At 64.0% G+C, this 22,628-nt stretch carries 20 protein-coding genes and 1 pseudogene; 14 read left to right on the top strand and 7 right to left on the bottom strand.

Annotation, left to right across the window (positions count from 1 at the left end; translation table 11 throughout):
- Positions 1–61: 61 nt before the first annotated feature.
- From minE to minC, 3 genes are all read right to left on the bottom strand, one after another.
- Entirely contained in the window at positions 62–316 is a 255-nt protein-coding gene (minE, locus tag ACPZMI_RS02270) for a cell division topological specificity factor MinE (protein ID WP_003252572.1), read from the bottom strand.
- A 3-nt stretch (positions 317–319) separates the two neighbouring features.
- Positions 320–1,132: a septum site-determining protein MinD gene (gene minD, locus ACPZMI_RS02265; protein WP_054893840.1), complete on the bottom strand. Its 813-nt coding sequence runs from the start codon at positions 1,130–1,132 to the stop codon at positions 320–322.
- Positions 1,133–1,227: 95 nt separating this feature from the next.
- On the bottom strand, positions 1,228–1,986 hold the full coding sequence (gene minC, locus ACPZMI_RS02260; RefSeq protein ID WP_186667044.1) for a septum site-determining protein MinC: 759 nt from the start codon (positions 1,984–1,986) through the stop codon (positions 1,228–1,230).
- A gap of 111 nt (positions 1,987–2,097) precedes the next feature.
- On the opposite strand from minC, the gene ACPZMI_RS02255 reads away from it, so the two are divergent.
- Both ACPZMI_RS02255 and ACPZMI_RS02250 read left to right on the top strand, forming a co-directional pair.
- Positions 2,098–3,033: a lipid A biosynthesis lauroyl acyltransferase gene (locus ACPZMI_RS02255; RefSeq protein WP_186667042.1), complete on the top strand. Its 936-nt coding sequence runs from the start codon at positions 2,098–2,100 to the stop codon at positions 3,031–3,033.
- Positions 3,034–3,122: 89 nt separating this feature from the next.
- Positions 3,123–4,277 (top strand): patatin-like phospholipase family protein, encoded by a 1,155-nt coding sequence (locus ACPZMI_RS02250; RefSeq protein ID WP_426351593.1) that lies wholly within the window; start codon positions 3,123–3,125, stop codon positions 4,275–4,277.
- Between the two features lie 24 nt (positions 4,278–4,301).
- Here the strand turns inward: ACPZMI_RS02250 and ACPZMI_RS02245 are convergent, their stop codons facing one another.
- Positions 4,302–5,144 carry an MlaA family lipoprotein gene (locus ACPZMI_RS02245; protein WP_186667038.1) on the bottom strand — a complete coding sequence of 281 codons (843 nt, stop codon included), beginning with the start codon at positions 5,142–5,144 and terminating at the stop codon, positions 4,302–4,304.
- Entirely contained in the window at positions 5,110–6,408 is a 1,299-nt protein-coding gene (locus ACPZMI_RS02240; RefSeq protein WP_426351592.1) for an alpha/beta fold hydrolase family protein, read from the bottom strand. Before ACPZMI_RS02240 ends, ACPZMI_RS02245 begins: the two co-directional genes overlap by 35 nt.
- 223 nt (positions 6,409–6,631) lie before the next feature.
- On the opposite strand from ACPZMI_RS02240, the gene ACPZMI_RS02235 reads away from it, so the two are divergent.
- Positions 6,632–6,994 carry a hypothetical protein gene (locus tag ACPZMI_RS02235; RefSeq protein ID WP_186710168.1) on the top strand — a complete coding sequence of 121 codons (363 nt, stop codon included), beginning with the start codon at positions 6,632–6,634 and terminating at the stop codon, positions 6,992–6,994.
- A 56-nt stretch (positions 6,995–7,050) separates the two neighbouring features.
- Here the strand turns inward: ACPZMI_RS02235 and ACPZMI_RS02230 are convergent, their stop codons facing one another.
- Positions 7,051–8,607, bottom strand: a complete 1,557-nt coding sequence (locus tag ACPZMI_RS02230) for a glycoside hydrolase family 17 protein (RefSeq protein WP_426351591.1) — start codon at positions 8,605–8,607, stop codon at positions 7,051–7,053.
- 209 nt (positions 8,608–8,816) lie between these two features.
- On the opposite strand from ACPZMI_RS02230, the gene ACPZMI_RS02225 reads away from it, so the two are divergent.
- The 9 genes and pseudogenes from ACPZMI_RS02225 to ACPZMI_RS02185 form a co-directional block, all read left to right on the top strand.
- Entirely contained in the window at positions 8,817–9,677 is an 861-nt protein-coding gene (locus ACPZMI_RS02225) for a glycine betaine ABC transporter substrate-binding protein (RefSeq protein WP_186667030.1), read from the top strand.
- Between the two features lie 188 nt (positions 9,678–9,865).
- Positions 9,866–10,177, top strand: a complete 312-nt coding sequence (locus ACPZMI_RS02220; RefSeq protein WP_186667029.1) for a DUF485 domain-containing protein — start codon at positions 9,866–9,868, stop codon at positions 10,175–10,177.
- Positions 10,174–11,838, top strand: a complete 1,665-nt coding sequence (locus ACPZMI_RS02215) for a cation acetate symporter (protein WP_054893849.1) — start codon at positions 10,174–10,176, stop codon at positions 11,836–11,838. Before ACPZMI_RS02220 ends, ACPZMI_RS02215 begins: the two co-directional genes overlap by 4 nt.
- 193 nt (positions 11,839–12,031) lie before the next feature.
- On the top strand, positions 12,032–12,511 hold the full coding sequence (locus tag ACPZMI_RS02210; RefSeq protein ID WP_186667025.1) for a CS1 type fimbrial major subunit: 480 nt from the start codon (positions 12,032–12,034) through the stop codon (positions 12,509–12,511).
- Between the two features lie 156 nt (positions 12,512–12,667).
- Entirely contained in the window at positions 12,668–15,097 is a 2,430-nt protein-coding gene (locus ACPZMI_RS02205; RefSeq protein WP_426351590.1) for a TcfC E-set like domain-containing protein, read from the top strand.
- 117 nt (positions 15,098–15,214) lie between these two features.
- A complete protein-coding gene (locus ACPZMI_RS02200; RefSeq protein ID WP_483407398.1) occupies positions 15,215–15,961 on the top strand; it encodes a fimbrial biogenesis chaperone in 747 nt (248 codons plus the stop codon).
- Between the two features lie 197 nt (positions 15,962–16,158).
- Complete coding sequence (locus ACPZMI_RS02195) at positions 16,159–17,163, top strand: hypothetical protein (RefSeq protein WP_238348361.1); 1,005 nt, start codon at positions 16,159–16,161, stop codon at positions 17,161–17,163.
- Between the two features lie 29 nt (positions 17,164–17,192).
- Positions 17,193–17,819: a response regulator transcription factor gene (locus ACPZMI_RS02190; RefSeq protein WP_186667018.1), complete on the top strand. Its 627-nt coding sequence runs from the start codon at positions 17,193–17,195 to the stop codon at positions 17,817–17,819.
- A gap of 9 nt (positions 17,820–17,828) precedes the next feature.
- Positions 17,829–20,933, top strand: a pseudogene (locus ACPZMI_RS02185) (transporter substrate-binding domain-containing protein); the annotation flags it as partial.
- 102 nt (positions 20,934–21,035) lie between these two features.
- On the opposite strand, the gene ACPZMI_RS02180 reads toward ACPZMI_RS02185, so the two are convergent.
- Positions 21,036–21,188 carry a DUF3309 family protein gene (locus ACPZMI_RS02180; protein ID WP_065862157.1) on the bottom strand — a complete coding sequence of 51 codons (153 nt, stop codon included), beginning with the start codon at positions 21,186–21,188 and terminating at the stop codon, positions 21,036–21,038.
- A gap of 226 nt (positions 21,189–21,414) precedes the next feature.
- Here ACPZMI_RS02180 and ACPZMI_RS02175 point away from each other — a divergent pair, with 226 nt between their 5' ends.
- Together ACPZMI_RS02175 and csrA are read left to right on the top strand one after the other, a co-directional pair.
- Entirely contained in the window at positions 21,415–22,227 is an 813-nt protein-coding gene (locus ACPZMI_RS02175; protein WP_186667015.1) for an SDR family oxidoreductase, read from the top strand.
- A gap of 131 nt (positions 22,228–22,358) precedes the next feature.
- Positions 22,359–22,547, top strand: a complete 189-nt coding sequence (gene csrA / locus ACPZMI_RS02170) for a carbon storage regulator CsrA (protein WP_186710158.1) — start codon at positions 22,359–22,361, stop codon at positions 22,545–22,547.
- Positions 22,548–22,628 lie beyond the last annotated feature (81 nt).

Raw genomic sequence — 22,628 nt, 5'->3', positions numbered from 1 at the left:
CCCCCCCCCCCCCCCCCCCCCCCCGCTCCCACAGGGGATCGCGGTGTGGCAGGGGATCCTGTCAGCGATCCGGCAAGGTGATGTTCAGTTCCAGAATCGAGCAGCTGCCCTGGTTTTCCAGCTCGATATGCACGTCATCGTTGCCGATGTTCACATACTTGCGGATCACTTCGAGCAGTTCTTTCTGCAGCGCCGGCAGGTAGTCCGGTTCGCTGCGCTGGCCGCGCTCATGCGCCACGATGATCTGTAGACGCTCTTTCGCTACCGACGCACTGGTCTGTTTCTGTCTGCCACGAAAGAAGTCAAAAAGGTTCATGGTTTATTTGCCTCCAAACAGGCGCGCGAAGAATCCTTGCTTCGGCACTTCGATGAAGCGCAGAGGCTTCTCTTTACCCAGCAGGCGGTCGACGGTATCGCTGTAGGCCTGGCCGGCGTCGCTCTGGTCGTCGAGGATGACCGGGATACCCTGGTTGGATGCCTTGAGGACCGCTTGCGACTCGGGAATGACGCCCTTGAGCTTGATCGCGAGGATCTCTTCGACGTCGGCGATGCTGAGCATTTCGCCCTTTTCCACGCGCTCGGGGTGGTAGCGGGTGATCAGCAGGTGTTCCTTGATCGGCTCTTCGCCGTTTTCGGAGCGGCGCGACTTGCTCGACAGAATGCCCAGCATGCGGTCGGAGTCACGAACCGAGGAGACTTCCGGGTTGGTCACGACGATGGCTTCGTCGGCGAAGTACATCGCCAGGTGCGCGCCTTTCTCGATACCGGCCGGGGAGTCGCAGATGACGTAGTCGAACTGCTCCTTGAGCTCCATCAGGACCTTTTCGACGCCTTCCTGGGTCAGGGCGTCCTTGTCGCGGGTCTGGCTGGCGGCCAGCACGAACAGGTTCTCAAGGCGCTTGTCCTTGATCAGGGCCTGCTGCAGGTTGGCTTCGCCGTTGACCACGTTGACGAAGTCGTACACCACGCGGCGTTCGCAGCCCATGATCAGGTCGAGGTTACGCAGGCCGACGTCGAAGTCGACGATCACAGTCTTGTGGCCGCGCAATGCGAGGCCGGTACCGATGGCGGCGCTGGTGGTGGTCTTGCCCACCCCCCCCTTGCCGGAAGTAACCACGAGAATCTTGGCCAAGGTGTTTCACCCCTAAATAAACGGGACCCGAAGTCCCAGCAAATGCAAAAAAGGCAACGGTGGAAAAGTTGCTCTTAAAATGGCGGCAGTATCCGTTAAAGACGGGTGATGTTCAACACGTCGCCGACCAGGCTCACCTGCACGCCCGAACCCCACAGCGGGTCGCGGCGCAGGTCTTCGCAGACCTTGTACTGACCGGCGATGGAGACCATCTCGGCAGTCATCTGCTGACAGAAGATCCTGGCCCGGGTGTTGCCCTTGATACCGGCCAGTGCGCGGCCACGCATGGCGCCGTACACATGGATATTGCCATCGGCGAGAAGTTCCGCACCCGGGCTCACCGAGGCGGTCACCACCAGATCGCCGCCCTGAGCATAGATCTGCTGGCCGCCACGTACAGGACTGGTGATGATGCGGGTCGGGCGAACCTCGGGTTCGGCGGCCACAGCGGGTGCCGGAGCGGGCTCGACTTTCTTCACTTCCGGCTCAGGTTCCAGCGGGCGTTCGCGGGCGCCGGAGGGCGGCAGGACCGGCAGGTCGATGGCGATCGCTGCGGCGATGTCCTCGATCCGGCTGGCGCGGATCGCCAGGGTGCGCAGGCCATGGTGACGGCAGATGCGCATCAGCCCTGGCAGGTCGATGGCGCCTTCGTCGGGCGGCAGCTTGTCCAGGGCCAGCACCAGCGGTGTGTTGCTGAAGAAATTGGGGGCCTGCGCCACTTTCGCCGCCAGTTGGCGGTCGAGGGCTTCGAGGTCGTTGCGCGCCAGCTCCAGCACAGTGATGGCGAGCATGCTGCCCTTGAGCTGGAACACGGTGGCGGAGTCGGGTGTCTGGTTGAGGCTCATGGTCTGCATAGACGACTTGTTGCGAAAAAAGTGCCCTGACTTATAACGATAAGACCGATTGGCCGCAACCTGCGGCCAAAGGTTGTAGAATGCCAGGCCTTTGTCCTACCGGAAGCTTCAATGGATCGTCCGCGTTTTCGTCCCTACTTCCTCCATCCGCGTTTCTGGGGCCTGTGGCTCGGCCTGGGCCTGCTGTGGCTGGTCGTGCAGTTGCCTTACCGAGCCTTGCTGCGGCTCGGCAGCGCCCTGGGCGCCGTGATGTATCGCCTGGCCGGCGAGCGTCGGCGTATTGCCGCGCGCAATCTGGAGCTGTGTTTCCCGGCACTGTCCGGCGACGAACGGCAGCGCCTGCTGAAGGAAAACTTCGCCTCCACCGGCATCGCCTTCTTTGAAATGGCCATGAGCTGGTGGTGGCCCAAAGCCAGGCTTGCCCGCCTGGCGCACATCGAGGGTCTGGAGCACCTGCAGGCAGCCCAGCGTGACGGCCAGGGCGCCATCCTCATGGCGGTGCATTTCACCACGCTGGAGATCGGCGCGGCCCTGCTTGGGCAGGAGCACACCATCGATGGCATGTACCGCGAGCACGGCAACCCGGTGTTCGACTTCATCCAGCGGCGCGGTCGCGAGCGGCACAATCTCGACTCCCTGGCGGTGGAACGCGAGGACGTGCGAGGCATGCTCAAGCTGCTGCGCGGCGGGCGGGCGATCTGGTACGCCCCGGACCAGGACTACGGCACCAAGCAGAGCCTGTTCGTGCCGCTGTTCGGCATTCCCGCCGCGACGGTGACTGCGACCACCAAGTTCGCCCGGCTGGGCAAGGCGAGGGTGATTCCGTTCACCCAGAAACGCCTGGAAGATGGCAGCGGCTATCGTCTGGTGGTGCATGCGCCACTCGAGGACTTCCCGGGGGAGAGCGAGGAGGCCGACTGTCTGCGCATCAACCAGTGGGTCGAGAGTGTGCTGCGCGAGTGCCCCGAGCAGTACCTGTGGGCGCACCGGCGCTTCAAGTCTCGGCCCGAAGGGGCGCCGCGGCTGTACGACAAGAAGAAGCGCTGATCCGGGGTAATGGCTGCAGGCCCTTTCGCGCCCCGACTTGCCCGCGAAGGGGCCGATCCTGACAAAACCGACAAACCAGGAAGGAACCGATGGCCCCACCCCCGACAACTGGCCTGATCCTCTCCGGCGGCGGCGCCCGCGCTGCCTACCAGGTCGGCGTGCTCGCCGGCATCGCCGAGCTGCTGCCAGCTGGCGCGCCCAACCCCTTCCCGGTCATCGTCGGCACCTCCGCCGGGGCCATCAACGCCGTGACCCTGGCCAGCGGTGCCACCCGCTTTGGCGATTCGGTGCAGCGCCTGACCCGCTTCTGGCAGAACTTTCGCAGCCACCTTGTGCTGCGCAGCGACTGGCCCGGGGTCGTGCGTCAGGCCAGCCGTTTCGTCAGCCATAGCCTGCTGGGTCTGGGTCGGCAGATGCCGGTGGCGCTGCTCGACAGCAGCCCGTTGCGAGCGCTGCTCAAGGCGCATCTGGACCTGGACGGCATCCACCATGCCCTGGCCAGCGAGCAACTGCGCGCGGTGGCCGTAACCGCCTTTGGCTACGAGTCCGGCCAGGCGGTGACCTTCTATCAAGGCGGCGAAGCGATCGAGCCCTGGCTGCGGCACCGGCGTATCGGTGTGCCCACCGCGCTGAGCGTCGAGCACCTGCTGGCCAGCTCGGCCATCCCGTTGCTGTTCGCCCCGGTGCGCCTGGGTGACGAGTACTTCGGTGACGGCGCGGTGCGTCAGTCTGCGCCGATCAGTCCGGCGTTGCACCTGGGTGCCAGCCGCGTACTTGTGGTGGGGGTCAGCGGTAACCCGCAGCGCCCCGCGCCGCCGATGCACAGTGCGCGGGTGTTCAGCGGGCAGCAGCCGAGCCTGGCGCAGATCGGTGGGCACATGCTCAACAGTACCTTCATCGACAGCCTCGAGGACGATATCGAGTTGTTGCAGCGCCTGAATCACCTGAGCCACCTGATGCCTGCACATCTGGACGCCCGCCGTCTGGGCCTGGCGCCGATCGAAGTCCTGGTGGTGGCGCCCAGCCAGCCGCTGGACGAGATCGCGGCACGTCATCGGCGCGAGTTGCCAGCGGCGTTGCGCCTGTTCCTGCGCGGGCCCGGAGCGACCAGGACCAGCGGGGCCGGTGTACTCAGCTACCTGTTGTTCGAGGCGAGCTACTGCAGTGAGCTGATCGAACTGGGGCGCAGCGATGCCCTGGCCAAGCGCCGGGAGTTGCTGCAGTTTCTAGGATTGGTGGGCTGAGGCCGCAGGGCGGCCCCGCCGCACTCACTCTGAAATCTGCAACTTGCGCGCCTGGGTATAGACGTAGCGCACCTTCTCGTACTCGAACGGCGAGTTGGTCTGGCCATAGCGGAAATTGGTGGTGTAGCGCCGGTCGATCGCGCGCAGCAGGAAGATTTCCGGGTGGTCGGTACTGACCTCGGCGACGTTGAGGAAATTCGCCTCGCGCTCGCCCACGTAGTCCACCACCAGGCCCGTGGTGTCGCGCAGGTTCGAGGGTCCGAGGATCGGCAGCATGATGTACGGGCCTTCCGGAACGCCATAGAAGCCCAGGGTCTGGCCGAAATCCTCGCTCTGGCGTGGCAGCCCCATCTTGGTCGCCGGATCCCACAACCCACCCACGCCGATGAGGGTGTTGAACATCAGGCGCGCAGTGATCTCCGCCGAGCGTTTGACCTTGAGCTGCAACACACTGTTGAACAGGTTGGGCACATCCCCCAGGTTGTTGAAGAAGTTGCTCACCCCGGTGCGCACGAAGTGCGGGGTGATGTAGCGGTAGCCATCGACCGCCGGCAGGAACACCCATTGGTCGAAGCGATAGTTGAAGTGGTAGATGCGCCGGTTCATCGATTCCAGCGGGTCGTAGACGTTCAACGCGGCCAGCGTGGAGCGTTCGAACTCGCGCTGGTCGAGGCCTGGGTTGAATTTCAGCTCGCGCAGCGGGTCGAGGAAACCGTCCGACTCCACGCTCGGCGTGTCGACCACATCGGCTTCGATCACGCTGGTACGCGGTGCGGTTTCTGCTGCCAGGGCACTGGTGCTGACGAGCAGGGCGAGGGCAAGTACGAGTCTGTCAGCCACGGAAGAACTCCAGCATGGCGTCGGCATTGACGCGGTAGTTGAGGTTGCCGCAATGGCCGCCGTGTGGATAAAGGGTCAGCCGGTCGCCAAACACCTTGCGCAGGAAACCGATGTCGCCGGGGCCGAGGATCACGTCGTCGGCGTTGTGCATCACGGCGATCTTCGGGCTGTCGCGCAGGTAGTCGGCCAAGGCGTACAGGCTGACCTGGTCGATCAGTTGCAGCAGGCTGTTGCCGTCGGTGCGCGCACGCCACATGGGGATCACCTGCTCGGTCAGGTAGCAGTCGAAGTCGCATTGCAGGGCACGTTTGAAGAACGGTGTGAGGCTGCTGCCTTCGGTGATCGGGAACTTCGGCGGGATGATCAGGCCGCGGCGGTTGATCAGGTCGGAGGTGAAGGCGATGTCGGCTGCCGAGAAGCGGAACGAGGTGCCGATCAGCATGGCCATCTGTTCGTTGGACAGGTGCTGGCGTGATTTCTGGAAGTCGTAGAGCAGGGCGTCATTGAGGTCGATGTAGCCCTTGTCCTGGAAGTAGCGAGTGAGTTTTTCCAGCATCAGTTCGTAGAACGTGGTGCTGCGGTCGATGCCCTTGACCTGGGTCTGCACCAGTTTGTCGAGGTTGTTGATCGAGGTGTACAGGTTCACCGGCGGGTTGAGCAGCAGCACGCGCTTGAAGTTGAAGCTGCGCCGGGTTTCGTCCAGGTGGCTGACGAACGCGGCATCCAGGGCGCCGAGGCTGTAGCCGGTGAGGTAGAACTCGCTGACCGGCAGGCGCGGGTGCTGGGCGCGTACGGCTTGCATGACCCGATACAGGTCTTCGGCATCCTCGCGGCTTACGCCCGGTGTGGCGAAGCGTGAGGCGGAGCTCATGAAGTCCCAGCTGGTGGGAGAAGACAGCTGCACCACGTGGTAGCCCGCCTGGTAGAACAGTTTTTTCAGGTATTCGGCGATGGTGCTGCTGTAGGGCGCGCCGGTGCCTGCGATGATGAACACCAAGGGCGCTTCGTGGTCCTGGCGTGCCAGGCGGTAGCGGAGTTTTTTCACCGGCCAGAAGTTGTCCGGCAGGGTGAATTCGCGCTCCGGGCGCAGGTTCAGGCTGTAGTCGGACTGGTTGATATCGTCGTCGCTGGGCAGCGTCGGGCGCTGGTCGGGCGGCGTAGTGGCAATGGTCGCCTCGAACGGATTGGTCAAGGGATAGCCGTAGGTGGCGGGGTCTATGTCCCGCGCGGAAGCGGCCGCAGCCAGAAACAGGCCGCACAGCAGGCCGACGAGGCGCAACGGTCGAAGCATGGAGAGTCCCCCGGGAGAACGGCAAGGCAATGTGGAGCTAGGACCATCGCGCCCAAGGCAAAGTTGCCTTGTGCGCTGTCCTTTATTGTTGCGGATGTTGCCGCGAAGTTGGCCGCTGCGGCAATGACCGCTTTCTCGACATTAGCCGAACCGAGCCATTTTGCCTTGCGCGGCAAGCCTGGGGGATTATCCTGAGCGCCGGTTACATTTTCTGGAGCTGTACATGATTCGTTCGTGGCCTGTCGTTGCCTTGCTGCTGTTTTTGCCGTTGTGGCTGGCGGCCAGTTATGGCGTGCGTTTCGGCCTGATGGAAGACGGGCAGTGGGTAGGCCTGTGCGCGGTGCCTGGCGAGCACTGGCAGTGCCAGGCGCGGTCGCTGCTGGGGTTGTGGATTCACTTCCAGGTGATCGGCTGGGTGGCGCTGGGGCTGGCCTTGCTGTGCCAGGTGCTGCCGGGACGGCTTGGTTGGTGGGGGGCGGTGCTGGCGCTGGTGGCTGGGGTGCCGGCGCTGGTGTTGTACACGGCCAGTCTGGCGGTGTTTGCGGTGGTTCTGGCGGGGTTGAGGTTGGTCAGGGTTTCCAGCTAGCAGGTTTTTGCGGGTGTTCTTTTCGCAGGCAAGCCCGCGGAAAGAACACCGCCGTCTCAAGCCCTGCGCAAACTGCGCCAAAGGGCAGCGACCATCAGCACACTGACCGCCAACCAGGCCCAGGCCTGATGGTTGTGCAGCCCTTCCTGATACAACTGCGGCGCAATCCCCGCGCCGATGATGAACGCCAGCAGCGCCACCTCGGCCCTGCGCGCCGCAACCGGCCGCAGCAGGTACACCAGGGCCGGCAGCAGCAGCGCTGCACTGGGGAAGCTGCGATAGCGCGGGTCGAAGACCATTGCCAGCATGCTCACCGCCGCTGCGAACCCCGCTGCCAGCAGCCACCAGCCTGCGCGAGCCTCGAGCCAGACGAACAACCGCTCGCGCCAGCCTTCGCGTCGGGCCAGGGCCAGCGCGGCATGGGCCAGTACCAGCAGGTTCAGGCCTGCCAGCCCTGCCGCCCACAGCCACTCGGCGGCAAAGCGTGCATTGGTGCGCATCAGCTCGCCCCACAGCCCCAGGCTGCCCGCGCCGACTGCCGCCAGCAGCGGCAGCAGCAATGCCGCACGGGCATGCGCCGGGCGCCCGGCCAGCCCCAGGGTCGCCAACACCAGCAAGGTGCTGACCAGCCACCACTGTGGCCACAGTGGCAGGTTGCTGACGGGCCCTTCGAGCACGCCTTTGTCCTGCCGATCAGCGTCGTACAGCCCCCAGTAACCGCCCACGGCGCCTTCGCTGGCGCGTTTCCAGGGCTGGTCGAACGCTTCGATCAGGTTGTAGCGCCAGCCGTTGGCCTCGGCCATCGCGACGAAGCCACGAATGAAGCGCGCCTCGTTGACCCGGCTTGGTTCTGCGGTCTCGCGTTGCCGGCCTTCGCTGGGCCAGCCGGTCTCGCCGATCATGACATCCTTGGGCGCAAAGCGATTGCCGAACACCTGGCGCACCTCGGCGACATGCGCGAGGGCGTCCTCGATCGCGCGTGGATCGTCCTCCCAGTAGGGCAGCAGGTGGATGGTCAGGAAGTCCACCGCCGGCGCCACTTCCGGGTGCTGGAGCCAGAACTCCCAGACATCGGCGTAAGTGACCGGGACCGTCACCTGGCGTTTCACCCGGGTGATCAGTTCGGCCAGGCGTTGGCCTGTGACTTCCTTGCGCAGCAGCGCTTCGTTGCCGACGATCACTGCGCTGACCACGTCCGGGTTGGCGTTGGCCGCCTCGATCAGCAGCGCGACCTCCTTGTCGGTATCCACCGGGTTGGCGTTGACCCAGGCACCGAGCATCACCTTCAGGCCATGCTTGCGCGCCAGCGCCGGAATCGCCTCCAGCCCGGTCATCGAATAGGTGCGGATGCACTGGAAACGCTCGGCCAGCAATGCCAGGTCGGCATCCATGCGCGCAGGGCGCAGGCGAAACGGCTGGTCGAAGGGTGATTGGTCCTTGTCGAAGGGGGTGTAGGAAGCGCACTGCAACTTGTGCGTCGAGCTAGCCGCATCGGGCAGGTGCACCGGCTTGCCCAGGCCATACCAGAGTGCACCGAGACCGAGCAGGGCGAACAGGCAGGTGATCAGGTAGAGGAGGGTGGTGCGGGGCGTGCTTGGCATCGAGCGGTCCATCGTCTGGCGCGGGTCATCGGTTCAGAGTCGCTGATAGTAGCCCGGCGCCAACAGTTTGGCATGCAAGGATCGCGCAGAACCCTGCGCGTGGATGACGCTAATGGCCAAGTGCTGTCGCTTATCGTTGGGTAAAGGTCGCTGACGGAGCAGGTCGCACTGTGTTGCAGGTTGATGATGCAATCTCCAAGACCTGACGAGGGGATGCTTTGATGGCGACTACTACAAGAATGCGACGTTTCCTGGGCGTGACTGGCGCCCTGGTCTTGACCATGGGTGCTGCACAGGCCATGGCCAAGGAAGTAAGCATCGGTTACGTGGACGGTTGGGCCGACAGTGTCGCGACCACCAACGTGGCCGCCGAAGTGATCAAGCAGAAACTTGGCTACGACGTGAAGCTGCAGGCAGTGGCCACCGGTATCATGTGGCAGGGGGTGGCGACCGGCAAGCTCGACGCCATGCTCTCGGCCTGGCTGCCGGTGACCCACGGCGAGTACTGGAGCAAGAACAAGGATAACGTGGTCGACTTCGGCCCGAACTTCAAGGATGCCAAGATCGGCCTGATCGTGCCTGAGTACGTCAAGGCCAACAGCATTGCCGATCTCAAGACCGATAGCAGCTTCAAGCAGAAGATCGTGGGTATCGACGCAGGCTCCGGGGTGATGCTCAAGACCGAGCAGGCGATCAAGGACTATGACCTCACCGGCTACAAGCTGACGGCAAGTTCGGGCGCAGCGATGACGGCGGAACTTGGCCGCTCCTATGCCAAGCAGCAGTCGATCGCGGTGACCGGCTGGGTGCCGCACTGGATGTTCGCCAAATGGAAGCTCAAGTTCCTCGAAGATCCGAAAGGCGTCTATGGCGCGGCGGAAACCGTCAACAGTATTGGCAGCAAGGAGTTGGCGAGCAAGGCGCCGGAAGTGGCCGAGTTCCTCAAGAAGTTCCAGTGGCAGTCCAAGGACGAGATTGGCGAGGTGATGCTGGCCATTCAGGAGGGCGCCAAGCCTGAAGCGGCGGCCAAGGACTGGGTGGCCAAGCATCCGGAGCGGGTCAAGGAGTGGACGGGTAAATAACCGATGGGGCCAGTGGGTACTTTGCGCGGGTAAACCCGCTCCCACAAAGTGCGCATTGGCCCTGACTTTGTTACCCAAACGGTAAAAGACTGTTGCATCTAAGACTAAGGTCGTCTGGTTGGCGTCCACCGGCAGCATAAAGTTAAGGCGGGTTCTCCCCTTACTGTGTTGCTGCTAGGACAAAAACAATGAACGACAGCATCTACCGATCGATACAAGAAAGTCCGCGCTTCAAGGAGCTGGTCACTAAACGCGAACGTTTCGCCTGGCTCCTTTCGGCGATCATGCTCGGCCTCTACTGCGGCTTCATCCTGCTCATCGCCTATGGCCCGCAGATTCTCGGCGCCAAGCTCAGCCCCGGCTCGTCCATCACCTGGGGCATTCCCCTGGGGGTAGGCCTGATCCTCTCGGCCTTCGTCCTCACCGCCATCTACGTGCGTCGTGCCAACGGTGAATTCGATGAGCTGAACAAGGCGATCCTGAAGGAGGCGCAGCAATGATTCGTCACGCCAAAACCCTGGCCGTACTGGCCTGCGGTGCCTTTGCACCCGCCGTGTGGGCTGCCGATGCAATCAGCGGCGCGGTGCAGAAACAGCCGTTGAACATGTCGGCGATCATCATGTTCCTGGCCTTTGTCTGCTTCACCCTGGGGATCACCTACTGGGCCTCCAAGCGCAACAAGTCGGCGTCGGATTACTACGCGGCGGGCGGGCGCATCACCGGTTTCCAGAACGGCCTGGCAATTGCCGGTGACTACATGTCGGCGGCCTCTTTCCTGGGGATTTCCGCCCTGGTGTTCACCTCCGGCTACGATGGCCTGATCTACTCGATCGGTTTCCTTGTCGGCTGGCCGATCATCCTGTTCCTGATCGCCGAGCGCCTGCGCAACCTGGGCAAGTACACCTTCGCCGACGTCGCCTCCTATCGCCTCGGTCAGAAAGAGATCCGCACCCTGTCGGCCTCGGGCTCGCTGGTGGTGGTGGCCTTCTACCTGATCGCGCAGATGGTCGGTGCCGGCAAGTTGATCGAGCTGCTGTTCGGCCTGGACTATCACGTCGCGGTGATCCTGGTCGGCATCCTGATGTGCCTGTACGTGCTGTTCGGTGGCATGCTGGCCACGACCTGGGTGCAGATCATCAAGGCCGTGCTGCTGCTCTCCGGTGCCAGCTTCATGGCGCTGATGGTGATGAAGCACGTGGGCTTCGACTTCAACACCCTGTTCTCCGAGGCCATCAAGGTACATGCCAAGGGCGAAGCGATCATGAGCCCGGGCGGCCTGGTCAAGGACCCGATCTCGGCCTTCTCGCTGGGCCTGGCGCTGATGTTCGGCACCGCGGGCCTGCCGCACATCCTGATGCGCTTCTTCACCGTCAGCGACGCCAAGGAAGCGCGCAAGAGCGTGCTGTATGCCACCGGTTTCATCGGTTACTTCTACATCCTGACCTTCATCATCGGCTTCGGCGCCATCCTGCTGGTCAGCACCAACCCCGACTTCAAGGACGCCGCTGGCGCCCTGCTGGGCGGTAACAACATGGCGGCGGTGCACCTGGCCGATGCCGTGGGTGGCAGTATCTTCCTCGGCTTCATCTCGGCGGTGGCCTTCGCCACCATCCTCGCCGTGGTGGCCGGCCTCACCCTGGCAGGCGCTTCGGCGGTTTCCCACGACCTGTACGCCAGCGTCTGGCGCAAGGGCAAGGCCAACGACAAGGACGAGATCCGCGTGTCGAAGATCACCACCGTCGCCCTGGGCGTCCTGGCGATCGGCCTGGGTATCTTGTTCGAGAAGCAGAACATCGCCTTCATGGTCGGCCTGGCCTTCTCCATCGCCGCAAGCTGCAACTTCCCGGTACTGCTGCTCTCGATGTACTGGAAGAAGCTGACCACCCGCGGCGCCATGATCGGCGGCTGGATGGGCCTGATCAGCGCGGTTGGCCTGATGATCCTCGGCCCGACCATCTGGGTGCAGATCCTCGGTCACGAAAAAGCCATCTATCCGTACGAGTACCCGGCGCTGTTCTCCATGATCATCGCCTTCGCGGGTATCTGGTTCTTCTCGGTCACCGACAAGTCCAAGGCTGCCGATGACGAACGTGCACTGTTCTACCCGCAGTTCGTTCGCTCGCAGACCGGCCTGGGTGCCAGTGGTGCGGTTTCCCACTGATCGTTGATGCCGAGTACGACGCCCCGCCTGCCGGGGCGTCGTCGTTTCTGGCTGATGGCATTTTCCTATCCCTGGGAAATTTCCCAAGCTCGCTGGGAAGGGTCTGAGTTAATGCGTCGATTACTCCGCGAATAATGGGCCAGGTGACGCAGTCAAGCGTTATTCCGCCTCATTACTTCAAGGAGATTTCCTCATGAAACGTCTGTTCATGACCCTGCCCCTCGCGCTGTTCACCGCCGCATCGGCATATGCCGTCGATCCTATCGAAAAGCAGGTCCAGGTCACCGCGCAGGTGCCTACCGATGCCTTCTTCGTCGAGCCGGTGGGCGGCAACTGGATGAACGACCCGCAGGAACTGGCCTGGAACTCGTTCCGCAGCGAACTGCAGCCGATCCGCAAGCAGTTGCAGGTCAAGAGCACCGTCGGCCCGATCACCGCCTACCTGGTGTCGCCGGCGGCGGTCAGCGACGGGGTGAACAGCATCGGCCTGGATGTGTCGGTGGCCGGCACCACGCTCAGCACCACCTCCACCGAAGTCATCAGCGCGGCCCAGGCGGCGCCGGGTGCGGTGGTCGGTTTCGAGATCGCGGCTCAAGCCGCGCCAGCCGGCGGCTATGTGCCCGGCAGCTACCAGGGGCTGGTGAGCATGATGTTCGAAACCGCCATCCCCTGATTCGCCCACTCCCTGCTTTCCATTGCCCGTTGCCGCCTCTGTCTGCTGCTTGTCAGGGCCGGGCGGGCATTGCCTGCCATGATGCCTATGTCAATCTTTCAGCCTATCCCTGTCGCGCTCCGCCATTGCCTGCTCGTGGGCGCCTGCATCGCCTTGATGCCCCGGGTCGGCCTTGCTGCCACTGCGACCCTGGGGCGGGTCGAGGGTTTGCCCCGCGAGTTCGAGGGGCATTTCTTCGATGTGCCGCTGGCGGTGCGGGTGGACCTGGACGGCCGCTACCTGGGTGACGCCCTGGTGGTACTGGGGCGTGACGAGCAGGTGCAACTGCTCGAGTTCACCGAGACCGACGAGAGCCGCGAGCCCGAAAGCCTGCGCCAGCGCTGGCAGGAGCGTCTGGCACGACCGCGACCGCTGGGCGATTGTCTGCAGGATTGTCCCGACGGGCTTCAGGCCGTGCACTACAGCCTGGTCAACTCGCAGTTGTCTTTGCTCACCCTGCAGGCCGAAAGCGCCGGGCAGGCACCTCGCTTTCATCGACCGCCAGAGCAGGGAAGCACAGGCCTGCTGCTGCGCAATCAGCTCAATCTGGTCGGTGATGGACGCGGCGGCACGGGGCGCTTTGCATTACAAGGCCAGGGCAGCGTCGGCCACTGGACCGCCCTGGCCGACGGACAACTCGACCGTGGCAGCGAGGCCGACGCCTCGACCCGCTATCACGTCGAGCAGCTGTATGCCGAACGCCTGGTCGAAGATCACTTCTACCGGCTCGGCTACTTCACCCCGAGCGCCCAGGGCCTGACGCGCCAGCCAAGGCTGAACGGGGCCAGCGCCGACACCACGCTGGGGGTGATGTTCGGCAGCAGCGATGGGTTGATCCTGGACACCGGCATGCCCAGCGCCACCCCGATCTACGTCACCCCTGACCGGCCGGCGATCGTCGAGATCTACCGCAACGGTGTGCTGATCAACAGCCAGCCAGTGCAGCCTGGCTTGCAGACCCTGGACACTCGTGTGCTGCCCGGTGGCATCTACGAGGTCGAGGTGCGTCTGGTCGAGGATGGCCAGGTCACCTCGCGCGACCAGGCATTCATCTACAAACCCAGCAACTGGAGCAGCCGCGGCGGACGTTGGCGCTACAACGTCTACCTGGGACGACAGAGCAGCGTGCTGAGCAACTGGTCACGCGAGCATGACGACAGCCTCAGTGGCGGCGTCCTGGCCAACTACCTCTTGCATCCACGCGCAGTGGTGGGGGTTTCCGTGCAGCAGATCGATGAGCAGCAGCAGTTCGGCACCTCGCTGGACTGGGATGTGCACGAGCGCTTCAAGCTGTATGGCAACCTCTATCAGGCCCGGGGCTATGGCAACGGCTACGACCTGCAGGGCGTCGGCAACTTCGAGCGTACCTCCCTGGTGGCCAGCCACAGCCGCTCCTGGCTCGCCCCCGAGACGACCACCCAGCGCCCTCATGCGACGCAGTCGACCCGGCAGACCTCGGTGTCGCTGAGCCAGCGCCTGGACCCGCGCCACACTGCCAACCTGCGGCTGTCGCACAGCCGCGGAGGCAGCGAGGGCGTGGGCTTGGACCTGGGGTGGTCGTACTACGGGCGGCTGTTCGGCTCCGATGCCAACTGGCGGCTGTCGGTGTTCGACCGTCCCGGTACGCTGGCCACCGGCGAGTCACGCAGCCGCGGGGTCAACCTGGCCTTGAGCATGAGCCTGGGAGGCGGCAAGGGGCGGCGTTTGTCGGCGACCGTCGGCACCCGCACGTCTCGCGACGGCGGGCGCGACGTCAACACCTCGCTGGCCTACCAGCAAGACCTCGAGCTCGGGCCGCTGCGCAGTGTCGGTGCAACGATGAGTGCCGACCGCTATGGCGTGGGGCTCGGCGGCGATACCCAGTTCGAAAGTGAGGTGATGCATGGCGATGCCTACGTGCAGCAATCCTCCTACAACGGCGAGTTCAGTGGTGGGGTGAACCTGGAGAGCCTGCTCGCGCTTGGGGGCGGCAAAGTCGCCCTGAGCGGCCAGTACCTGCCGCATCAGGCGGGCCTGATCGTCGACGTCGACAGTGACTTGCCCGACCTGAAACTGCATGCCGACGACCCCAATGGCACCACGTCACTCCTGCGCCCCGGGCGTAACGTGATACCGGTCGCGGCCTACAAGCCTGGCAGCGTGCAGTTCGATTTCGACGGTGTCGACGCGACGGCGGCGCTGATCCAGCCCGCCAGCCTGGATTACCACCTCAACCGAGGGGGTATCGCTTATCGCCAGTTGCGGGTGATGCGCACGGTCATGGTGCTGGGGCGGTTGTTCGACGACAAGGGCCAGCCTTTGCGTGGCGCGCAGGTGATCAATGACGCCAGCCGCAGTGTCACCGAAGTCGATGGTTTCTTCGCTGTGGAAATGAGCGAGTCGACACCGACCCTCGAAGTGCGTCTCAAGGGGGCCGCGGTCTGTCTGCTGGCGCTGGACACCTCGCGGCTGGTACGTGAAGGCGACGTATTGCTGGCTGGCGACCAGCAGTGCCGGCGTGGCGAGCTGGCAGGCGAGAGCAGGGCGGGCATGGATACAGGCAGTTGAAGGGAAGAGCAGTTTTTCCTGCTTTTTGTAGGAGGTTTCTCATCACGTTTTGGGAAGTGTCGTTCGCATCGCTGCATGGCCACGTGATCGACGCCCCCCTAATATCCTATTGAATATATGGAGATTTATCGCATGGGTATCCGTAGCCTGATGGCCCTGCTGCTGGCGCTGCCGTTGTCACTTCACGCGGCCCCCGAACTGAATATCGGTGGCCTCTACGACTACCTCGAAGGTGATCGCAGCACCCTGCTGAAACGGGTGCGCAATGGTGGCGATACCACCGCCTTCGTCAAGATCAGCGTTGTGGAGCTGGTGTACGACGCCGACGGTCAAGCCCGTGAAGTCGCGACCGATGGATTGGCGCTCGAGCAGCGAGGGCTGGTGGTCAGCCCCGCGCGGCTGATCGTGCCGGCTGGTGGAATGCAGGCTGTGCGCCTGCTCTATCGCGGCCCGCGAGACCAGGAGCGCTATTACCGCCTGCGCTTTTTACCGGTGCTGCCTGAGCGCGGCGATGACTTTGCCGTCGATGAACAACAGGCGCGCAGCTACCGTGAGCACTTGCAGGCCGGGGTCAACCTGCTGGCCGGTTACGGCTCGCTGCTGTTCGTACGTCCGCAGCAGCCACGCTTCGATACCCGGATCCGCCGCCAGGGTGGTCAACTGGAGGTGACCAACGCCGGCAACGCCAGTGTGGTCCTGGATCGTTTCCGTCAATGCCACGCGTCGGCGCAGACCTGTGACGCGGCCACCAAGCATCACTTGTTGCCGGGGCGTAGCCGACAATTCAATGGCCATGTGGAAAAGGAACATCGCTTCGACCTGCATGAAGGGGCCGAACGCCGCGATGTCGTGGTGGAAGGATGAGCCGCCTTGCAGGACGCGGTCGCCTTGCGCATGTCGGTGGCACCTGGCTATGGCTCATGCTGCTCGTCGCACCGGTGGCCCCTGCCCTGGAGGTGACCTTGACTGCAAAATACCATGGCGGTGGGTCGGGACGGTTCGAGAATACTACGCCGCCTGGAGGGCTCTGCCAGAGCTGGGGTTCGACTTGCCGTAACCAGATGACCGTCACCCTGCCTATCACCTATACCAAGACCACGATCCGGACAGCTTCGGATGTGCGCGATACCTTTTTCGTCAAGGTTCCTGCTCGACGGGAGATCGAGGTGCGCTCGGACGACGGGCTCGAATCCCGGCGCATGGTGTTCGAATGGACCGCGCTCAGCCAGCGCGTGCTCGGCGCGAATCTCAATCGACATACGCTTTATCAGGCCACGCCGGAGGGCGGCTGCAGCAGTATCGGCAGCGTATCGCAGTTCCGTCCGGCCCTCGTCTCCTACCTCTGGCGCATCGGCGATCCGATCTCGCCGGGTGCCTGCACTGCAGATGGTGGTTACGCTGCTGCGGGCTTCAGCCAGAACCTCGACGTACAGGAAACCAGCGTCGCCTTCCAACTCGACCTGCCACCGCCTTACCGCCTGCGTTCTGGCACCTATCGAGGCTCCACCACCTACCGCATCGGCCCGGGCATGGACTTCGACTTCGGAAATGGGGTGTCGGCGCTCAGCGGCGATACCCTGACCGTCAATTTCGAACTGGATGTGCAGCATGCCTTCGTGTTCGAGTTTCCCCCAGGCTCCGACCGTGCCGTGCTCGAGCCCCGGGGCGGCTGGCAGGCATGGCTGGGCGGTGGTCGGGTTCCACAGCGGCTTTATCGCGACCTGCCTTTTCGGGTGTGGTCGACCGGCCCGTTCAAGGTCTACAAGCTGTGCCAGTACGACAGTGGTACGCAGTGCGCGATCCGAGATGCCGCCAGCCATCAGGCCGACCTGGGAGTGGCACTCAGCCTGCCTGGCGGGATCCAGCATGGGGGCGGCGCGGTGCAGCGACTGCCGCTACCCACGGGGCGCGCCATGGCAGTGCAGTTCGAATCGGTACAGCCGGTGGCGAACCGCCCCGGGCAGTTGCACTTCGCCATCGAATCCGATCAGGTACGCGGCATGCTGGCCAATGCCGGAAGCACCTACACTGGCCTGGTTACCGTCGTTTTCGATGCCGAGTTGTAGTCCATGGACATGACGAGCGAGGAACGAGCATGAGCAGGGTACTGGTGGTCGACGACCACCCTTTCATCCGCTCGACCGTGTGCATGCTGTTGCGCCAGGAACGGCTGGAGGTCGTCGGGCAGGCGGACAATGGTATCGATGCACTGCGGTTGATGCGTCAGGAACCGGTGGACCTGGTGATCCTGGACATCACCATGCCGGGCCTGGATGGCCTGGAGGTGATCGCCCGGATGCGCAGCCTGGAGCACCCGGCCAAGTCGCTGATCCTCACCTCGCAACTGGCCGAGGCCTATTCGCTGCGTTGCATGCAGGCCGGCGCTGCGGGCTACGTGTCCAAGACCGATGATCTTGGCGAACTGAACAAGGCGGTGCGCGCGGTGCTTTCCGGTTACACCTACTTTCCGCAGGTGACGCTCAGCTCGGTGCACCGGCAGGATCTCAAGGCCAGCGAGGCACAGTGCATCGCCAGCCTCACCGACCGTGAACTGATGGTTCTGCAGCAGTTGGCCAGGGGCTTGAGCAACAAGGCAATTGGCGATGCGATGTTGCTGAGCAACAAGACCATCAGCACCTACAAGAGCCGTCTGCTGGAAAAGCTGCGGGTCCGTTCGCTCATCGATCTCGCGGATTTCGCCCGCCGCAACCTGCTGATCTAGAGCTGTCCAGTGCTCGGGCGAGCCCTGTCGCTGGCGCTGCTGTTGTGCCTGATCGCCCCGCCGGTGGCGGCTGCCACCCAGTTGCATTCGTGGGTTGTCCTGGAGGGGCCGACCATCGAGCCGACGCAAGACGCCCTGCGCTGGTTGTGGGAGCGAGGTCGGTTGCGCCTGGGTATCGTCGAACGACACGATCCCCCTTTCGACCTGCTGGGCACTGGCCAGACCTATGAGGGCATCACTGCCGACTACGCCAGCCTGGTGGCGGCGCGTTTGCGCCTGCCGGTCGAGGTGCAGGTGTTTGCCTCGCAGGATGAAGCCTTTGCAGCGTTGCGTGATGCACGCGTCGACCTGGTCGGCTCGGTGACTGCACGCCAGGCCCAGGATGCGGGGCTGCGCTTGTCGCACCCCTATGCCGAGGATCGGCCCATGCTGATGGCGGCTCGGCCGACCAGCGTACCTGGTCGAGGGCATGAGCCCGGTATGCGCCTGGCCATGGTTGAAGGTTATCGCCCACTGGAGCAGGTTCTGGCGGTCTACCCGCTGGCGCAGGTCCAGTGGCATGCCTCGCCGTTCAGTGCCATGGCCGCGCTGGTACTGGGCCAGGCCGATGTGTACATCGGGGATGGCCTCAAAGGGCGCTACCTGCTGGGGCGCAGTCAACTGTTCGGGGTCGAGGCGGTCGGTCACGCAGACCTGGATTCACAAGCGATCGGTTTTGCCATGCTCGACTCGACCGGACCGCTGGCGGCCCTGGTCGATGACGCCCTCGCCAGCCTTGGCGAGCCCCAGCATGAGCAGATCCGCCGACGCTGGAGCCCTTTGGTAATGGCGGCCTACGATCCTGCGGCCTTGCAGTTGAGCACTTCCGAGCAGCGCTGGATCGCTGACAATCCTGTGGTCAAGGTGGTGCTGGACGAACAGTTGCTACCCCTGAGCTATCGCGATGCCAAGGCGGGGCTGCAGGGGCTTAGCCTGGACATCCTGCAATGGGTCAGCCAGCGCACCGGGTTGCGTTTCGAGGTGCAGGGCACAGGCACTATCGAGCAGATGATCGAGTGGGTACGTCAAGGGCGTGCGCAAGTGATTGCCGGTTTGGCCTACAGCCCGCAACGGGCCCGCGAGCTGAGTTTCAGTCGGGCTTACCTGAGTGCGTCAAGGGTGCTGGTGACACGTGAAGACGCCCCCGGCCCCGCGAGCCTGGCCGGGCTGGAGGGGCACCGACTTGGCGTGATCCTGGGCAGTGCCGTGCCGGACCTCCTGGCCCAGCGCTACCCGCGTATCCGCTTGCAAGCCTATGACGGGGCGCTGGAGGCCCTGCACGCGGTCGCACGCGGCCAGGTGAGCGCGGCGGTGCTGACCTACGACGATGCGCGGCCGATGATCGCTCGATGGTACCCGGGGCGGGTGAAGATCGCGGCCAGCGTATCCTTGCCACCGGCTCACTTTGCGTTGGCCACGGCGCGCGGCGAGCAGGAGTTGCAGAGCATCCTGAACAAGGCTCTGCTCAGCCTCTCCCCACAGGAAACCGATGCCCTGGTGCGCCGCTGGCGCAACCCGCTGATCGTGGGGGACGGGGTCTGGTCACGCTATCGTGGCAAGATCCTGGGAGGCTTCGCGGCGGCCTTGAGCCTGCTGTTGCTGGCGCTGGTATGGATCCGTTACCTGCGCCGTCTGCAGCGAGAGGCGGCACGGGCGCGCCGCGAGGCTGAGGCGGCGAACCAGGCCAAGACGGATTTTCTCACCACCATGAGCCATGAAATCCGCACCCCGCTGCACGCCGTGCTGGGCATGCTTGAACTGGCCCAGCGCAAGGCGGGCCAAGGTGTCCTCGACCGCATGGCCATCGAGGTGGCCACCGATGCCGCACGCGGCCTGCTTGAGCTGGTCGGTGACATTCTCGATGTCAGCCGGATCGAAGCCGGACGTTTGCAACTGGCGCCGCAGCGGGTCGTGCTGGGTGAGCAGGTGGCCAGCGTGGTTCAGTTGTTCGAAGAGCAGGCGCGGGCCAAGGGGCTGGTGTTGGAGCTGGACATGCGCGGTGCACAGGCGTGCGAGGTCATGCTCGACCCTCTGCGCTTCAAGCAGATCCTCGCCAACGTCCTGAGCAATGCGATCAAGTTCACTGGGGAGGGCCATGTCCGGGTTGATTTGCAGGCGCGTGCGCAGGGGGCCAGGCTGACGGTCGAGCTGGTCGTGGAGGATACCGGGATCGGCATTGCCGCCGATGAATTGGCAGTTCTTGGCCAGCTCTTTCGCCAGGCCAGCAACCAGCGGCAATCGCCACGGCAGAGCGCCGGGCTGGGTCTGGCCATCAGTCGCAGCCTGTGCCAGATGATGGGGGGGCACCTGAGGCTGGACAGTGTGCTGGGGCAGGGAACACGCGTGTGCATCCACCTTGAGTTGCCCTTGCTGACCGCGCAGGAAGCCCGTGAGGGGCCGACCGCGCCCACAGCCATGGCGCACTTCGCCAGATTGCGGGTGCTGGTGGTCGATGACTATCCGGCCAACCGTCTGCTGCTGGCCCAGCAGCTCGATTACCTTGGCCATCAGGCCCGCGTCGCCGAAGATGGCACGCAGGCCTTGCGCTTGTGGCTCAAGGAGCATTTCGATGTGGTGATCAGCGATTGCAGCATGCCACGCCTCGGTGGGCAGGCGCTGGCGCGGGCAATCCGCGAACATGAGCGGCGCAGCGAGCGTCCGCGCTGCCGGGTCATCGGGCTCACGGCCAGCGCCCTGGCCGATGAGCGAAACCGCTGCCGGGCGGCGGGCATGGACGCTTGCCTGTTCAAACCGCTGGGGCTGCAAGACCTGGAGCGGGTGCTGACGGCCTGTCGACCACCCTCGCGAGCGACCGCATGCGGGCAACCGATCCTGGACATGGCCCATTTGACGCGTCTGGTGGGCAAGGACCAGGCTGCGCTCAATGCCTTGCTGGCCGATTTGCGCAGTAGCAATCGCAGCGACCTCGAGCGTCTGCAGGCGTTCAGGCACCAGCCGCGGGCGCTTGCGCAACTGGCCCACCGGGTCAAGGGCGCTGCGCGCATCGTGCGCGCCCGCACCTTGGTGACGTTGTGCGAACGTCTCGAACGGACCTGCGCCGAGCCGTCCCCTGCACCGGTGAAATTGGGCGCAGATGTGCGCGCCTTGCGCACAGCGATGCAGCAACTGGATCGCCAGCTCGAGCGCCACGCCGCCGCTGGCGGCATGGCGGTGGCGTCATATCATCCCGAGCAACAACAGCACCAGCAGCACCACCAGTACAGCGCCGACGATGCCGGACGGGCCATAGCCCCAACTGCGCGAATGGGGGAAGACCGGTAAGCCACCGATCAGCAGCAGGATCAGAATGATGATGAGGATCGTGGTCATGGGCGAAGTCCTTGCGTGATTGAGGGGCAAGGGCCTGGAACTGCTGGCCTCTTGTAGATTCGGACTGGTGCCGCTTGGGAAAGATTCCATTGGTGTGCGGCTTCTTCGCAGGATCGATACTGACCAATGGGTCATGCCCATCCATTCACTATCCTGATGAACCCTGCCTGGCTGGCCGACGTTGATTAGACTCGGTTGCAATTCAGTCGGCACAAGGCCCGTCACCATGCAAAACCGCATCATGATCACAGGCGCAGGTTCCGGCCTGGGACGCGAGATCGCCCTGCGCTGGGCTCGAGAGGGTTGGCGCCTGGCGCTGGCCGATGTCAGCGATGCAGGCCTGCGCGAAACCCTGGAGCTGGTACGTGCCGCAGGCGGCAGTGGTTTCGTGCAGCGTTGCGACGTGCGTGACTACAGCCAGCTCACCGCCCTGGCCCAAGCCTGTGAGGAGCAATTCGGCGGCATCGATGTGATCGTCAATAACGCAGGCGTCGCCTCGGGCGGGTTTTTCGCCGAGCTGTCGCTCGAGGATTGGGACTGGCAGATCGCAGTCAACCTGATGGGCGTGGTCAAGGGCTGCAAGGCGTTTCTGCCACTGCTCGAGCGCAGCAAGGGGCGCATCATCAACATCGCCTCGATGGCGGCGTTGATGCAAGGGCCGGGGATGAGCAACTACAACGTCGCCAAGGCCGGAGTGCTGGCGCTGTCGGAAAGCCTGCTGGTGGAGTTGCGCCAGCTAGAGGTGGGGGTGCATGTGGTGTGCCCGTCGTTCTTCCAGACCAATCTGCTCGACTCCTTCCGCGGGCCGAATCCTGCGATGAAGGCGCAGGTCGGCAAGCTGCTGGAGGGCTCGCCGATCACCGCTGCCGACATCGCCGACTACATCCATGCCCAGGTCGATGCCGGTGAGTTCCTGATCCTGCCGCACGAGGCCGGGCGCGACGCCTGGCGCCTGAAGTGCGAAGCCCCGCAGGTGTTGTATGACGAAATGGCCGCCATGGCGGTGAAGATGCGAGCCAAGGCGCGCTCGGGTCACTAGGTTTTTGTGGTGTCGGTCTGTAGGCGTTTTTACCTTGCTAGGTAGGTCCGGTCTTTTTCATGGGTGAATGATTGAATAGGCCGGAACCCCAGCGCAGGCTCGGGTTTTCCCTCGATCTGGAGGATCGGAGCATGCTGGTAATCGGACGCGAAATCGGCGAGGTCATCACCATCGGCGAGAACATCCGCATCAAGGTGATGGCCGTAGAAGGCGGGGTAGTGCGCTTCGGGATCAGTGCACCGCGTGAGGTGGTGGTGCACCGCTCGGAGATTCACAAGCGTATCAAGGAGCAGGAGCTGGAGCGCAGCACTTCGGCTTAGGGGCTGTCTGAAATGTGTCTGCGCGAAGGCCAGACAAGGCGAAACGGGGGGAGGAACGCCCGGGGTCGCGCACGACTGTAC

The sequence above is a fragment of the Pseudomonas wayambapalatensis genome, from assembly GCF_049942315.1.
GTDB classification, from domain to species: Bacteria; Pseudomonadota; Gammaproteobacteria; order Pseudomonadales; family Pseudomonadaceae; genus Aquipseudomonas; species Aquipseudomonas wayambapalatensis.
Note: the sequence above shows the minus strand (reverse complement) of the source record. Positions and strands in the feature narration are given on the sequence as shown.